The 14,372-nt window shown below is 71.8% G+C and carries 17 protein-coding genes; 13 read left to right on the top strand and 4 right to left on the bottom strand.

Features of this window, described 5'->3' with window-relative positions:
* Positions 1-116 precede the first annotated feature (116 nt).
* From JIG36_RS28935 to JIG36_RS28925, 3 genes are all read left to right on the top strand, one after another.
* Positions 117-728, top strand: coding sequence for a HEAT repeat domain-containing protein (locus tag JIG36_RS28935; RefSeq protein ID WP_203379568.1), 612 nt, complete (start codon positions 117-119; stop codon positions 726-728).
* A 246-nt stretch (positions 729-974) separates the two neighbouring features.
* Positions 975-2,405, top strand: coding sequence for an amino acid permease (locus tag JIG36_RS28930; RefSeq protein WP_203379567.1), 1,431 nt, complete (start codon positions 975-977; stop codon positions 2,403-2,405).
* Positions 2,406-2,500: 95 nt separating this feature from the next.
* Positions 2,501-2,812, top strand: a complete 312-nt coding sequence (locus JIG36_RS28925) for a hypothetical protein (protein WP_203379566.1) — start codon at positions 2,501-2,503, stop codon at positions 2,810-2,812.
* A 9-nt stretch (positions 2,813-2,821) separates the two neighbouring features.
* Here the strand turns inward: JIG36_RS28925 and JIG36_RS28920 are convergent, their stop codons facing one another.
* Positions 2,822-3,670 carry an aminoglycoside phosphotransferase family protein gene (locus tag JIG36_RS28920; protein WP_203379565.1) on the bottom strand — a complete coding sequence of 283 codons (849 nt, stop codon included), beginning with the start codon at positions 3,668-3,670 and terminating at the stop codon, positions 2,822-2,824.
* A 103-nt stretch (positions 3,671-3,773) separates the two neighbouring features.
* Here JIG36_RS28920 and JIG36_RS28915 point away from each other — a divergent pair, with 103 nt between their 5' ends.
* Positions 3,774-4,343 (top strand): hypothetical protein, encoded by a 570-nt coding sequence (locus JIG36_RS28915; protein ID WP_203379564.1) that lies wholly within the window; start codon positions 3,774-3,776, stop codon positions 4,341-4,343.
* A gap of 290 nt (positions 4,344-4,633) precedes the next feature.
* Positions 4,634-5,335, top strand: coding sequence for a hypothetical protein (locus JIG36_RS28910; RefSeq protein ID WP_203379563.1), 702 nt, complete (start codon positions 4,634-4,636; stop codon positions 5,333-5,335).
* A 161-nt stretch (positions 5,336-5,496) separates the two neighbouring features.
* On the opposite strand, the gene JIG36_RS28905 is transcribed toward JIG36_RS28910, so the two are convergent.
* The gene (locus JIG36_RS28905; protein ID WP_203379562.1) at positions 5,497-6,174 is read right to left on the bottom strand and encodes a hypothetical protein; all 678 of its coding nucleotides are present in this window, start codon (positions 6,172-6,174) and stop codon (positions 5,497-5,499) included.
* Between the two features lie 91 nt (positions 6,175-6,265).
* Here JIG36_RS28905 and JIG36_RS28900 point away from each other — a divergent pair, with 91 nt between their 5' ends.
* The 7 genes from JIG36_RS28900 to JIG36_RS28870 are packed head-to-tail and all read left to right on the top strand — an operon-like array spanning position 6,266 to position 13,077.
* Complete coding sequence (locus JIG36_RS28900) at positions 6,266-7,603, top strand: ferredoxin reductase family protein (protein ID WP_203379561.1); 1,338 nt, start codon at positions 6,266-6,268, stop codon at positions 7,601-7,603.
* Between the two features lie 15 nt (positions 7,604-7,618).
* On the top strand, positions 7,619-8,050 hold the full coding sequence (locus JIG36_RS28895; RefSeq protein WP_203379560.1) for an FMN-binding protein: 432 nt from the start codon (positions 7,619-7,621) through the stop codon (positions 8,048-8,050).
* Positions 8,051-8,060: 10 nt separating this feature from the next.
* The gene (locus JIG36_RS28890) at positions 8,061-8,735 is read left to right on the top strand and encodes a response regulator transcription factor (protein ID WP_203379559.1); all 675 of its coding nucleotides are present in this window, start codon (positions 8,061-8,063) and stop codon (positions 8,733-8,735) included.
* Positions 8,732-10,081 (top strand): HAMP domain-containing sensor histidine kinase, encoded by a 1,350-nt coding sequence (locus JIG36_RS28885; RefSeq protein ID WP_307872948.1) that lies wholly within the window; start codon positions 8,732-8,734, stop codon positions 10,079-10,081. Before JIG36_RS28890 ends, JIG36_RS28885 begins: the two co-directional genes overlap by 4 nt.
* 37 nt (positions 10,082-10,118) lie before the next feature.
* Positions 10,119-11,648 carry a GGDEF domain-containing protein gene (locus tag JIG36_RS28880; protein WP_203379558.1) on the top strand — a complete coding sequence of 510 codons (1,530 nt, stop codon included), beginning with the start codon at positions 10,119-10,121 and terminating at the stop codon, positions 11,646-11,648.
* A 41-nt stretch (positions 11,649-11,689) separates the two neighbouring features.
* Positions 11,690-12,022: a PadR family transcriptional regulator gene (locus JIG36_RS28875; protein WP_203379557.1), complete on the top strand. Its 333-nt coding sequence runs from the start codon at positions 11,690-11,692 to the stop codon at positions 12,020-12,022.
* Positions 12,019-13,077, top strand: a complete 1,059-nt coding sequence (locus tag JIG36_RS28870) for a PepSY domain-containing protein (RefSeq protein WP_203379556.1) — start codon at positions 12,019-12,021, stop codon at positions 13,075-13,077. The genes JIG36_RS28875 and JIG36_RS28870 overlap by 4 nt, the downstream gene beginning before the upstream one ends.
* On the opposite strand, the gene JIG36_RS28865 is transcribed toward JIG36_RS28870, so the two are convergent.
* Positions 13,025-13,444: an alpha/beta fold hydrolase gene (locus tag JIG36_RS28865; protein ID WP_203379555.1), complete on the bottom strand. Its 420-nt coding sequence runs from the start codon at positions 13,442-13,444 to the stop codon at positions 13,025-13,027. The genes JIG36_RS28870 and JIG36_RS28865 overlap by 53 nt on opposite strands.
* Before the next feature lie 23 nt (positions 13,445-13,467).
* On the opposite strand from JIG36_RS28865, the gene JIG36_RS54820 reads away from it, so the two are divergent.
* On the top strand, positions 13,468-13,725 hold the full coding sequence (locus tag JIG36_RS54820) for a hypothetical protein (protein ID WP_203379554.1): 258 nt from the start codon (positions 13,468-13,470) through the stop codon (positions 13,723-13,725).
* On the opposite strand, the gene JIG36_RS28855 is transcribed toward JIG36_RS54820, so the two are convergent.
* Entirely contained in the window at positions 13,715-14,290 is a 576-nt protein-coding gene (locus JIG36_RS28855) for a dihydrofolate reductase family protein (protein ID WP_203379553.1), read from the bottom strand. The two genes, JIG36_RS54820 and JIG36_RS28855, sit on opposite strands and share 11 nt — an antisense overlap.
* Positions 14,291-14,372: the final 82 nt, after the last annotated feature.

Genomic DNA, 14,372 nt, shown 5'->3' with positions numbered 1-14,372 from the left:
CCCGAGATCCCGGTCACCGAGTGTGGTGGCCGGGATCTTTCATATTTGTGCCAGATGGGAAGCGTTCGGGTGGCGATGTCACCACTCTCAGCTAACCGTGGTAATAATGTCCGTCGATGAACGGGGATGCGGAGTGGCAGCGGTGGCGGCGTGAGATCTTCGGCGATCCGTACGACGTGTGGCATGAGGGGCCGCAGTTCACGGCCCTGATCGAGGCCGCGCGCCGGGAGCCCGCAGCCGTCGAGCGCATGCTCCGGGCCGGCCTTGCCACCGGTGACACCGTCGCCGCCCAGTCGTTCACCGCTCTCGCCGGGGCGGGTCTCGCGCCCGCCGACGCCGTCAGCATCCTGCGCACGGCGCTGATCCGGGCCGGTGACGAGTTCCGCATCCGCGTGGCCGAGTCGCTCTACGCGCTGACCCGCGACCCGGGCTGGGCCACCCCGATCGCGGGCGTCCTGGCCGGTTCCGCTTCCGAGTTCGTACGGCTCGACGCCGCGATCGCCCTGGCCGGCTTCCCGCCCAGCACGCCCCTGGTGCGGGCGCTGGCCACCGCGGTCCGCGACCCGGAATACCTCGTGCGCTACCACGCCGCCAACACGCTGCTGCGCTGGTCGGGCGACCGTCGCCGGGTCGACGGCGTGCCCGCCCTGTTCGAGAAGATCACCGACGAGACCGAGGGTGCGTGGCGGGCCGCCGCCGACGAGCTGACGTCCCGGCTGTGCCCCTGACCCCCCCGTACGGGGGAACCGCCGTTGATTTGCCGCATCGCCGATCGTTGGGTGGTTGTGGATGACGAGGAGTGGGAGCACTCGATCGGGCCCGGGACGACGATCGCCATCATCGCCGGGTTCATCGTGTTCTACGGGCTGTTCATCGCGGTGGCCTTGAGCCGCGGCTGAGATATCTACTTCTGTAGATGCGAAACCAGACCTGACGTGGTACTCCGGGAGGAGCGCTCACGTCAGGAGGCCGCCATGTCCGTCTCACCGCAACGGTTCGGCCGGGGGTCCGGCATCTTCCGCCGCAAGCCGGTCGACGACGTCACCGACGAACGCGACACCGACCTCAACCGGTCGCTCGGCCTGTGGCAACTGACCGCGATCGGCGTCGGCGGCATCATCGGCGCCGGCATCTTCGCGCTGGCCGGGGCGGTCGCCAACGAGACGGCCGGTCCCGCCGTGCTGTTCTCGTTCCTGATCGCGGGCATCGCCAGCGCCGCCGCCGCCCTGAGCTACGCCGAGTTCGCCGGCATGATCCCGAAGGCCGGATCGGCGTACACGTACGGCTATGTCGTGCTCGGCGAGGTCGTGGCCTGGTTCATCGGATGGGACCTGCTGCTGGAATACACGGCGATCGTCTCGGTGGTGGCGATCGGCATCAGCGGTTACTTCTCGTTCCTGATGGGCGAGATCGGGCTCGACCTGCCGGCCTGGATGCTGGGCGCCCCCGGCACCGGCGACGGACACGTGGTCGACCTCTTCGCCGTGCTGCTCTGTCTGCTCATCGCCTATCTGCTCAACCGCGGGATCCGAGCCGCGGCCCGGGCCGAAACGGCCGTCGTCATCCTCAAGGTGCTGGTGGTCCTGCTCGTCGTCGGGGTCGGCGTCTTCCACATCACCAGCTCGAACTACGACCCGTTCTTCCCGTTCGGCTGGAGCGGCGCCTTCACCGGCGCGGCCACGGTCTTCTTCGCCGTCTTCGGCTACGACGCGATGAGCACGGCGGCCGAGGAGTCCAAGGACGCCCGCCGCCACCTGCCCAGGGCCATCATCTACTCGCTGATCATCTCGATGGTCCTCTACGTGCTGGCCACGCTGGTGCTGACCGGCATGCAGAACTACAAGGAGATCGACCCCGAGAGCGGCTTCTCATCGGCGTTCGCCGCCGTCGGCCTCTCCGGCTTGGCCGACGTCATCGCGGTCGGCGCCATCATCGGCATCCTCACGGTCATGTTCACCTTCATGCTGGGCGTGACCCGTGTCTGGTACTCGATGAGCCGCGACGGCCTGCTGCCGGCCTGGTTCGGCAAGCTCCACCCGACCCGCAAGGTGCCGAGCCGGGTCACCTGGATCGCCGGCGCCGTCTCGGCCGTCATCGCCGGTTTCCTGCCGATCCGCGAGGCGGCCGAGCTCACGAACATCGGCATCCTGCTGGCCTTCGTCGTGGTCTGCGTGGCCATCATCGTGCTGCGCTACCGCCGCCCCGAGATCCCACGCACCTTCAAGGTCCCCTTCATGCCGGTCGTCCCCGTGGTCGGCATCGTCTTCTCGATCTGGCTGATCACGTTCCTCGACCCGGTCACGTGGTTGCGTTTCGCCGTGTGGTTCCTGCTCGGCCTCATCCTGTACGCCCTCTACGGCCGTCACCACTCCAAGCTCAACGCCCGAGCGGACCGCCGCGACTGAACGCGCCCTGGTTGCCGCGAACGGAGCTTTTCTCGGACCGAACGTCCGGCCTGCCGGAGTGCGTTCCGGCCGGTGTGCATCGACATGATGCACCGGTGGCTGATGGGATCGAAAGCAACGTCGTGGCGGCGCCGGACCAGTACAAATTTGTCGTCGAGCCGCAGCCGGACGCCGCTGCCGACATCATCGACTTCGGGGAACTGGTGCAGGTTGTCGAACGCCTCAGGATCGTGGGCTACGACCCGGCTGGGGCGCTCGCGGGAGCTGTCGGCGCCAGCGCGTTGCTGTCCAGCCCGGCTTACGTTCCCGACGTCTGGTCGGGCGGGTCCGGCACCGTCCACCGGCAAGTCGGCAGCTACCTGGCCGAGGTCATGCGGCAGGCAGCCGAGCGATCCGATACGGCGTGACGGTCGGCGCTAGAACCCGCCGCCGAGAGCCTCCACCACGGTCCAGAGGTGGGGGTCGCGGGGCGTTTCGAGGACGCAGCGTGCGCCCAGGTAGAGCCGCACCCGCGCGGCGTCCAGGTCGAGCAGGTGTGCCATGCGGTCGGCGAACCCGCCCGGGTCGGCGAGCAGCCGGTCGTGGAAGTTGAGCATGTGCTGGACCGGCTCGTAGTCGGGATCTCCCACATACGGCTTGGGGTCCACGATCAGCCACGGCTCGCGCTCGGCGCGCAACACGTTGCCCGGGTGCAGGTCGGTGCAGAGCAGAGTTTCCCGTACGGCGGTACGCGGCAGCTCGCGCCAGACGTCCAGGCCGGCGCGGGCCAGACCCCGGTCGGGCAACCGGTCGGGGTCGACGCGGCCCGCCCAGTCGTCGGCCATGGCCGTCAGCGTCTGGAACCCGGGCGGCGCTTCCACCCACAAACGTGGCAGCAGCGACGCCACCACCTCGTCCTGGTCCGGCGGCGACAGCGCGTCGGCGAGCGTCGTTCCCGGCCGGCAGCGCTCCAGCAGCAGCGCGTTCGTCTGCCCGAAGACCTCGGACCGCAGCAGCCGTACGGTCCCACGCCCTTCCCACACCCGCAGGGCGGTCGCTTCATCCCGGGCTTCGTCATGCATCCAGCTCACTTTGAGCACCCGGTCGCCCGGCACGGGTGCCACCCACGACACCGTGCCGCCGGGCTGGAAAGGCCGGCCCAGCTCCAGTCCCCACCGCTCGGCCAGCCCGGCCACCACCTCGGGCAGTTCGGCCAGCCACTCCTCGAACGGCGGCCACCCCTTGTCCCGTTCGAGCAGGTTCGCCGGCATCTCCCACGCGTCCATACCCGCATGATCCCGACCAGCCGTCCCGGCTGTCACACCCATTTCGCGCTGGCGACCATGACCGGCCGATGCTTACCGTGGAAGGACCCGGTGGAGGTGCCGCGTGAGCGTTCTGGGGCCGCTGATCGCGCTGCTCGGCGTCGTCGTCGGTGGGGCGCTCTCCTACGTTTTCGCCGCGCTCGGCGAGAGCCGCAAGGAGCGCTGGGCCCTCGGGCGCGAGTGGCGCGGCCGGAAGATCGATGCCTACGCCACGTACATGGCCGACGTCCGGCATCTTCGCGACTCGGCGCAGCGCGTCGCGGCCGGCGCCGGGCTGGACGACACCGCGCTGCCGCTGTCCCGCGAAGAAGGCGTCGAGCGGCTGTCCGAGGCCAATCTCGTGCGGAACCGCTCCTTCGAGACGGTGACGCTCCTGGCCGACGGCGAGGTGGTGGAGGCCGGACGAGCGCTGAACCGGGCGGTCTGGCGACTGGAATGGTTCGCGCGCGGACTGCTCGACGACCGCGACACCGAGGGGTGGCGGACGGCGTGCCACGCCTACAGCGACGCCGTCAACGCCTTCCACGAGTGCGCCCGGCGCGAACTTGGCGTCCAGGGCCGCTTCACGCCCCGGGAACCGGAGGTGTCCCCGCGCAGCCGCTATGAGCAGGAGCGAAAGCTGACAGGCGGCTGAGGCCGGTTCAGCGGGAGCTCAGGCCGTGGCCGACACTATCGGGGCGTGGTGAGGGAGGCGCGGCATGCATGGGCTCTGGGAGTGGTCGCTTTTCTGGCGGGGGAGGCAGTGCTCCGCGGGTACTGGCTGGCCGGCGGTCGTTGGGGATACACCGTCTGTGACCGCCGGGGGTTGCCGGCGGATCCGGGCGGGGGCTGTGGCGCCGATCAGGCGGCGTCGGTCACCCTCGCGGCCGGGTGGGGTGCGCTCGCCGCGATCGCGTTAGGCGGCGCGCTGGTCGCCCGGGCCTGGTGGCGGCCGGGTCGCGTTCCGGCGGTCGCGCTCTGGTTCGCCGCCGCCGGGGCCGGCATTGCGGCGTTCCCGCTGCATCTTCTCTTCGAGATCCCCGCGGGCTCGCCGGCCGCGCCTCCGACTGGCGTGATCTGCTCGGCCGCCTGGCCCTGACGGCCGGTGCGCTCCTGCTGGCCGGGCTGGCCGCCGCGACCGCGCCGGCCCGCCTTTCACCGCCCACCGGCTACCGTCCGGTCGCGTCGTGGGCGCGGCGCTGGGCGTACGCGGCGGTTCTGGCGCCCGTGGTCGGCTGGGCCCTGCCGCACGGCTTGTGGGTGGCCGGCATCCCCTTCGGCATCTCGGCCGAGGGCCTGGACGACATCCGCCAGAACCTGGACCTGCCCACCGCCGTGGCCGTCACCTTCGTGCCGCCGCTCGCCGGCCTGCTGGCCCTGGGCCTGGTGCAGCGCTGGGGTCAGCAGTTCCCGGCCTGGGTGCCACTCCTGGGATCCCGTCGCGTCCCCCGGTTGCTCGCCCTGATCCCCGCCTCGACGGTATCGCTGGCCCTGGTCTTCTACGGCGTACTGAGCGCAACCGCCGCCGTGGGCGGAACGCTGAGCCGGGCCGACTGGGCCGTGTTCGGCACCCTGTTCGTCTTCGCCGGCTGGGGCGTGGCCCTCGGCGTCACGACCGCGGGCTACTACGCCGCGACCAGGGCCTAAGGCCTGTTTTATGACTGGGGTGGGAGTGAGGCGGGGTCCAGATTTCGTCTGGTGTCGGCCCGTGGAAGTCTGGCTCCCGGTGTTGGAACCGGGCTTCCACGGGACGCCGCCAGACGGGATCTGGGCCCCTCCGCAGCCCCATCTCAGTCATAAAACAGGCCTTAGTTACGGCGGGCCTCGGCCAGGCGGTCGCGCCAGGCCAGCACCGCGGCGACGGCCTCCTTGCGCTCGGCCGACGTCGAGGCCGCGTCGTCGAACGTTCCGCGGTACAGCTCCTCCGCCTTGGCCAGGTAGGCCTTGGCCCGCAGGATCCGCAGGTAGCGGTGCTCGGCGGACGGCTGGCCGGCCTTCAGGTCGGTCAGCGACTGCCGGGCCGCCTCGATGTCGTACTGCGCGATCAGCAAGTCGGCCCGGGTGGTGCCGGGCGTGGCCTCCAGCTGCCGGTACGCCTTCTCGGCCTTCGTCACGCGGGCGCGCGCCTGGGCCAGCTCGGCCGGCGAGGCCGTGTAGGCGGGGGTGGGCCGCGACGTCGGGGACGAGCCGGCGGTCTGGGCCACACGGGCCACGGCACGGGCCCGGGACGTCGGTGAGGGCGACGGCGCCGGAGCGGCCGACGCCACGACGACGCCGGGTGCCGCGTCCACGATCGTGACCTCGCCGGCGGATCGGAAGGCGAGGCCGGCGGCCGTGGCGATACCGGCCGACACGGCGACAACCGCCGCGGCGACCGCGACGACGGGGCCGCGCTTGCGGCGGGGCGCCTGGTCGTCCTCCGGGGGCGGGGCGGGCGCACTGCCGACGTACGGCGGGGTCCAGTCCTTCATCTCGTGCTTCGCCACGGGGGCAAGAGTCGGCAGCCGGTGGCGGTTTCTTAGGGACCTCTTAGACTCGTTTACTTGAGCCTTCATCTAACCAGGGCACCGTGAGGGCATGACGATCATGACCGAAAGGCGGACCCGACCGGACGCCGCCGCGGTTCTGGCCGGTGGGACCCTGCTCGTCGTCACGGCGCTGTGGGTCTCGAACGGCGGCCTGCAGGATCTGACCGGTGGCGGCGCGCTCTCCGCCACCGGTCGCCTGCTCGGCCTCTGGGCCTCGAACCTGCTGCTCATCCAGGTGCTGCTGATGGCCCGGATCCCGCTCGTCGAACGCGCCTTCGGGCAGGACCGGCTGGCTCGCTGGCACCGCTGGACCGGTTTCTCCTCGTTCTGGCTGATGGTCGCCCACATCGTGCTCATCACGCTCGGCTACGCCGCGACCGCGCGCACCAACCCTCTGCAACAGCTCTGGCAGATGATCTGGAACTTTCCCGGCATGCTTCTGGCCGCCGCCGGGTTCCTCGCGCTGTGCATGGTCGTGGTGACCTCGATCCGCGCGGCCCGGCGCCGGCTGCGGTACGAGTCGTGGCACCTGCTGCACCTGTACGCCTATCTCGGCGCCTTCCTCGCGCTGCCGCACCAGCTCTGGTCGGGCAGCGACTTCGTGGGCTCGCCGTGGGCCACGGCCTACTGGTGGGGGCTCTGGGGTGCCGCGGTCGCGGCCGTCATCGCGTACCGGCTGATCGTGCCTCTGCTGCGCAATCGCCGGCACCGGCTGGTCGTCGATCGAGTGGTGCCCGAGGCCAACGGCATCACGTCGGTCTACTTCAACGGCAACAACCTGAACAAGCTCCCCGTACGGGCGGGTCAGTTCTTCCACTGGAGGTTCCTCGACGGCCCGGGCTGGACGCGGGCCAACCCGTTCTCGCTCTCGGCGGCGCCGGCCGGGCAGATCCGCATCACGGTCAAGGATTCCGGTGACGGCAGCGCGCGCGTCGCGACCCTCAAGCGGGGCACCCGCGTTCTCGTCGAGGGCCCCTTCGGCAAGCTGACCGGCGAGAACTACACCGGCGGCCCGGTTGTCCTGCTCGCCTGCGGCATCGGCATCACCCCGCTGCTGGCCCTGCTCGGCGAGCTTCCGTACGGGCCGGGGGAGGCGACCCTGCTCTACCGCGTACGGGATGAGGCCTCGACCGCCTTCCGCCACGAGCTCGACCGGTTCGCGGCCGAGCGGGGCGTCCGCGTGGTCTACCTGACCGGCCCCCGCGCCCGCAGCCGCTCCTGGCTGCCGGCCGGCCGCACCGACGAGCTCACCGCCCTGGCCCCGGACATCCGTGCCGCCCGGGTCTTCATCTGCGGCCCCGAGGCGTGGGCGACCGAGGCGCAGGCCGCCGTCCGCGCCGCCGGGGTGCCCGCGAGCCGGGTGCACACCGAACTGTTCAGCTGGTAATCGAGAGGCCTTCCGATGCGACGTATCACCCTCTGGGCGTTCTCCACCGTGGCCGCCCTCGTGCTGCTCTTCAGCTATCGCACCAGCACCAACACCCCGGCCGCGACCACCGAGGCGGTGCACACCACCGGTCCGGCGCCCTCGGGCCGTCCGGACGCCGACGGCCGCGGCGGAACCTTCGACGGCTCCTCGGTCGCGACCAACTGGGGACCCGTGCAGGTCCGCATCACCGTGGCCGATGGCAGGATCACTCAGGTGGAGACGCCGGTCTCGCCGGCCGACGACCCGGCCGACGCCGGGGTCACCAAGGGCGCCCTGCCGACGTTGCACGAGCAGACCCTGGCCAAGCAGAGCGCCGACATCGACTCGGTGTCGGGCGCGACGTTCACCAGTGCCGCGTACAAGGAGTCGCTGCAGGCGGCGCTGGACGCCGCGCAGGTGGGATGACGGAGGCACGATGCGGATCCTGGTGGTCGACGACGACGCGGCGGTGCGCGACTCGCTCGCGCGCACGCTGCGCTTCGAGGGCTACCAGGTCGACTCGGTCGCCGACGGGGCGCAGGCCCTGGCGCGGGTGCACGAAGCCCCGCCCGACGCGATGATCCTGGACGTCAGCATGCCCGTGCTCGGCGGCCTGGAGACCTGCCGCATGCTGCGGTCCGAGGGCCGGTCGCTGCCGGTGCTCATGCTGACCGCGCGCGACAGTGTGGGCGACCGGGTGGCCGGCCTGGACGCGGGCGCCGACGACTATCTGGTCAAGCCGTTCGCGTTGCAGGAGTTGCTGGCGCGCGTCCGGGCGATGCTGCGGCGCTCGGCCCTGAGCGCCACCGCGTCCCCGCTGCTCACGTTCGCCGACGTGCGCCTCGACCCCGAGACGCGGGAGGTGTGGCGCGGCGACAGTCACCTTCGCCTCACCCGTACGGAATTCAGCATTCTCGAGGTCTTCCTCCGTCACCCGCGCCAGGTTCTCAGCCGGGCCGCGCTCTACGACCAGGTGTGGGGCTACGACTTCGGCGAGGGGTCGAACAGCATCCACGTCTACCTGGGTTATCTGCGCCGCAAACTGGGGGAGCCGCGGCTGCTGCACACCGTGCGCGGCGTGGGGTTCGTGTTGCGCGAGGACCCTCTGTGAAGACCCTGCACACCCGGCTCGCCGTGATGGTCGCGGCGGCCGTGGCGGCGGCGGTCGTGGTGATGGCCGGGGCGGCGCTGCTGACGGTCGCCGCGCTGCAGGCTCACCAGATCGAGGCCACGTTGTCGGCCGACGCCCGGGCCATCGCGGCCCAGCCCGACCAGTGGCAGGCCACACCGACGTACGGGAACAAGCCTTTCGGTCCCCGCTGGCAGTTCCTGGACGCGGCGGGATCGGTGACCGCGAGCCCGACCGGCCTGATGCCGGTGACCGCGGCCGCGGGCGCGATCGCCGCCGGGACTAGCCCGCCGCGGCAGGAACAGGTGACGATCGACGGCCACATCCACCGGATGCTCACCGTGCCGCTGCGGGACGGCGGCGCGGTGCAGGTCGCCATCAACCAGGAGCGGACGCGCCACACGCTGACGATGCTGGCCGGGCTGCTGGCGGCCGTCTGCGTGCTCGGGGTGGCCGGTGCGGCCTGGCTGGGCCGGGTGGTGGCGCGGGCGGGTCTGACCCCGGTCGACCGGCTCACCGAATCCGTCGAGCGGGTGGCCGTGACGATGGATCTGAGCCGCCCGATCGAGGTCACCGGGGCCGACGAGGTGGCTCGGCTGGGTCGTTCGGTCAACACCATGCTGGCCGCCATCGACACCGCCCGGCGGGCCCAGCGCACGCTCGTCGAGGACGCCGGGCACGAGCTGCGGACGCCGCTGACGAGCATCCGGACGAACGTGGAACTGCTGCTGGAGGTGGAGCGCCGGCCGGGTGAGGCGCACCGGCTGCCCCCGCAGGAACGCGCGGCGCTGCTGACCGATCTCGACGCGCAGGTGCGCGAGCTGACCACCCTCACCACCGAGCTGGTGGAGCTCGCCCGCGAGGACGCCACCCGTGAGCCGGCCGAACCGGTCGACCTGGCCGAGGTCGTCACGGCCGCGGTGGCCCGGGTGCGCACGCGCGCTCCGGCCGTCGTTCTCGACCCTTCCCTCGTACGGGCCATGGTGTCGGGCCGCCCGGGCGAGCTGGAACGCATGGTCGTCAACGTGCTCGACAACGCGGCCAAGTGGAGCCCGGCCGGCGGCACGGTCGAGGTGCGGCTGGCCGCCGACGGACCGCGCTGGTGGCGGCTCACCGTCGCCGACGAGGGACCCGGCATCGCCGACGAGGACCGGCCGCACGTGTTCGACCGCTTCTACCGGGCCTCCGCCGCCCGCTCGATGCCCGGCTCCGGCCTGGGGATGGCCATCGTCGCCCAGACGGCCGGCCAGCACGGCGGCACGGTCACCGCGGCTGCCCGCGAGCCGCACGGCACGGTCGTGACCATCCGCCTGCCGCGCCCGGACTAATCCTCAGGCCCGCCGCGGCGCCGCCGATAGCCTCGGAGTGAACCAGCACAGGTCGGGACTCGTCGCACTCCGCCGGGATCCCGTCATCCTCGCGGCCGCCCTGTGGCTGCTGGCCGGGTGTGTGCTGTTGTTCGCGTACGCCGGCCACGCCAACCGGCAGGTCCAGCTCTTCTGGGTCTTCCAGATGCCGCTCGACGTGCTGCTGGCCTACACCTGCTGGCGGGTCTACCGCATCTCGGCGAGCCCGGCCCGGCGCTTCTGGGGCGTGCTCGCGGCGGCCGCGGCCGCGTTCGTGGTCGGGGACGGCTCGCAGGCGGTCATCGCGCTGCTCAGCGAGGGCCAGTGGTCGACGATGGGCGGCCCGGTCCAGAGCACCGTGTTCGCGCTCGGCGTCGGCGCGCTCATCATCGTGATGCTGATCCACCCGATGCCCGGCCGCACCCGCCGCGAGATGGTGGCGTTCTGGCTCGACGCGACCACGGTGCTGATCGGCGGCGCGGTGGTCGCCTGGTGCTTCACGGTCGGCCCGGACAGCCAGGGCAACGTCCTCGGCACGCTGGCCACCGGCGCGGTCATCCTCACCTCCGGGTTCGCCGCGGTGAAGCTGGTGCTCAGCGGCAACGCGCCCATGCACCGGATCGCGGCCCTGCCGATGGTGGCCTCGGCCGCCGTCAACACCCTCGGCTTCTTCCTGGCGCCGGCCGCCGACGGCCCGATGCCCGCCCACGTCTACGCCGTCCGGCTCGTGCCGTCGATGCTCATCCTGGTCGGCCCACGGCTGCAGGAGGTCGTGGTGCGCGACCGCGAGGCCTCGGCCTTCGGTCCGCGTCGCCGCAAGCCCTACAGCCTTCTCCCGTACGGCTCGATCGCCGTCGCCTTCACCGCGGTGCTCGTCGTTCTCCCGGCCGGGCCCGACCCGCGCCTGTGGGGTGCCATCACCGGTCTCGGCCTCATCTTCGCGCTGGTCGTGTGCCGCCAGCTCGCCGCGTTCCACGACAACACGCGGCTGATCGACCAGCTCGACGCGACCCTGGCCGAGCTGCGCGAGCACGAGTCCCGGCTGCGGCAGCAGGCGCTGACCGACGGCCTGACCGGGCTGGCCAACCGCACCCACTTCTACGACGAGGTCTCGGCTTCGCTGCCCGCGAAGACGTCGGTGCTGCTGATCGACCTGGACGGGTTCAAGGCGGTCAACGACACCCTGGGCCACGCGGCTGGCGACGCGCTGCTGATCGGGGTGGCGGCCAAGCTGCGCGACTCGGTGCGCCCGGGCGATCTGGTGGCGCGTCTCGGCGGCGACGAGTTCGCGGTGCTGCTGCGCGACTGCGACGGGCCCGACGCGGTGCCCACGGCCGAGCGGATTCTGCGGGCGCTGGCCACACCGATTCCGTACGAGGGGACGGTGGTTCTCGCCAACGCGAGCATCGGCGTCGCCTGCTCCGACCCGACCGACGACGCCGGAAGCCTGCTGCGCGCGGCCGACCTGGCCATGTATGCGGCCAAGCACGACGGCAAGGGACGCTGGAAGCGTTTCGAGCGCCCGATCGCGGTGGCCCTCGAACCATAGTACGTTTGACGGCATATGCAGTCTCCCGTACTGTCGGCCGCATGCAGGAACCCACCTTTCTGATCCTGGCCTCGGTGGCTGATCAGCCGCTGCACGGCTACGGCATCATCCGCGCGGTCGACGAGCTCTCCGACGGCGACGTCAAGCTGCGCGCCGGCACGCTCTACGGCGCGCTGGAACGCCTGGCCGAGCGGGGCCTGATCGAGGTCGACCGCGAAGAGACGGTCGAGGGCCGGCTGCGCCGCTACTACCGCATCACCGACAGCGGCGCGGGGGCGCTGGCGGTCGAGATCGAGCGTCTGCGGCGCAACGCCGAGGCCGCCGAGAAGCGGTTGAGCCGCCGTCCCAAGCTGTCGTTCGGCGGTGCCGCGTGAGCCTCGAACGCCGCTACCGCCGGCTGATGCTGGCCTACCCCGGTCCCTACCGCACCGGTCACGGCGCCGACATGGTCACCACCCTGCTCGAGATGGCCGAGCCCGGCCAGACCCGCCCCTCGCGGGCCGACGCGTGGCACCTGGTGCTCAGCGGGCTGCGGCAACGGTTCCGGCTGCCCTCCGGGCGTCCCCTGGTCCTTCTCGCGGCCGTGCTGATCACACTGATCGGCGGCGCGTTCGGGGCGGCCGCGGGCTCGTGGGCGGCCGAGCAGACTTTCACCCGTCTGCCCGGCGACAGCGGGGTCGAGGCCCTGACCCGGCAGGTGTCGGGCGGCGGCAGCGAGTTCACCGTCTCGCGTTCCGCCTCCCCGTGGTGGACCGGGATGGCCAGTGGCCACATCGACTCGCCCGGCTGGACCCCGGAGGCCGCCCAGCAGCGCCTGACCGCCGCCGGCTGGCAGGTCACCGCGATCGAGCGGCGCGACGGCACCTCGTTCACGATGGATCCGGCCACCGGCACCGGTGTGGAGGAGAAGATGCGGGGCGCCGCCTTCACCGCGGCCCGGGACGGATTGCGGCTCGACGTCTCCGGCTACGTCTCGGCCGAGCGCGGCTCCATCTCGGTGGTGACGTGGCCGGCCGACACGGGCGCGACGCGTCCTCTGCTGGTGGCCGGCGCCGTCATCGGTCTGCTGGTGGGGTGGCTGCTGGCCGCCGCGGGCGCCTACCGCCTGGGCCGGCAGTCCGTGGCCCGGCGACGCCTCGGGGTCGCGCTGACCGGCCTCGCGGTGGTCGCGTCGGCGCTGCCCGCGTTCGCGTTCGGGGTCAACGTGTGGCGGGTTTTCCGGTACTCCGACTCGATGGTGTTCACCGTCCACAGTGCCCTCAACCGGGGCCCGTACTGGTCGTACGGCACGCCGTGGATGCTGCTCCAGCTGGCCGTGGCCGCCGTGGTTCTCGCCGTTGTGGCCTGGGCGTGTGTCTCGGTGCGCCCGAAGGCGGTCAGCGCGGCCGATACGAGTCGAGCAGGCTCGCCAGCTCCCGCGGGCGACTGAGCGCCGGTGTGTGCCCGCTGTCGATCTCGTCGGGCGTGACACCCAGGCGCTCGCGGGCCACGCGCCGGATGTAGCCCGGCGGCAACAGACGGTCGTCGCGGCCCAGCACGACCCGGGTGGGAATGCCGGGCCACGCCCGCAACGGGGAGGGGTCGCCCAGCCGGGCTTCGGACTGGTCGACCCCGTGGGCGAGGGCCTCGGCGGCCGGCGCGGGCGGCACGTCCTGATAGAACAGGGCAGCCGTGTCGTCGGCGCACGGCAGGTCGGGCGCGACCGTGTCGTGGCCGCGGGCGCGCAGCTCGGCCTCCACCAGATGCCAGTACCATCCGACGTCCCCGGCGCCGTGGATCAGAACAAAGGTGGCCACGGCGCGAGCGTATCGTTCGCCCGGTGGAACTGCAGTTCGAGACGCGCCGCTCCGACTCGCCGTGGGTCGACAGCGTCTGGACGTGCACGAGCGAGCGGGTCACGACGATGACCTCGGTCGCCGGGGTGCGCTGGGGCCTGGTGTTCTGGAAGCAGGCCGGGCAGGCGTACGCGGGTCTCACCGGGCCCGGGCATTGCGCTCCTACGTGGGGCGCACGGCCGGGCAGCTGCGCGACGGCGCCGGGGGAGCGATCGCCCTCGACCCGGCCGATCAGCGCTTGACGTCGTAGACCAGCTTGAGGATGCCGTTCGAGTAGGTCTCCGACTCGCGCAGCGTCAGCATGTGCTTGTCGCGGTCGGCCCGGCCGAACAGGCTCTTGCCCGCGCCCAGCAGCACCGGGAAGACGAGCAGGTTGTACTGGTCGATCAGGCCGGCGTCGGACAGCCGCCGGGCCAGTTCGGCGCTGCCGTGGATGAAGACGGCGCCGCCCTCGGTCTGCTTGAGTGCGGCCACGTCGTCGGTCGAGCGCAGGATCGTCGTCGGCCCCCAGCCGTCGACGAGGGCGTCCTCCTTCAGGGTGCCCGACACGACGTACTTAGGCAGCTCCTTGTAGGAGACGTGGTCCTCCGAGCCCGGCCAGGTCGCCGCGAACGCGTCGTAGCTGCGGCGGCCGAACATCAGCGCCGTCGTGTCGGCCAGCTCCTCGCCCTTGAGCGACCAGGCCTCGGGGACGAAGTCGAGGTCCTGGAACACCCAGCCGCCGCTGCGGTGGCCCTCGACCGTGCCGCCGGGTGAATCCACGACGCCGTCCAACGACATGAAGCCGGTCCAGACCAGGTTGCGCATGACTGTGTCTCCTCGACGCGGTAGCTGCTGCCGACCTCGAAGCTAGACGACGTCCATGGCAATGTCTTGGACAGAAACGACA

It is taken from the genome of Paractinoplanes ovalisporus, assembly GCF_016834655.1.
Taxonomy (GTDB): domain Bacteria; phylum Actinomycetota; class Actinomycetes; order Mycobacteriales; family Micromonosporaceae; genus Actinoplanes; species Actinoplanes ovalisporus.
The sequence above is the reverse complement of the archived record's forward strand: the minus strand, read 5'-3'. Positions and strand labels throughout refer to the sequence as shown.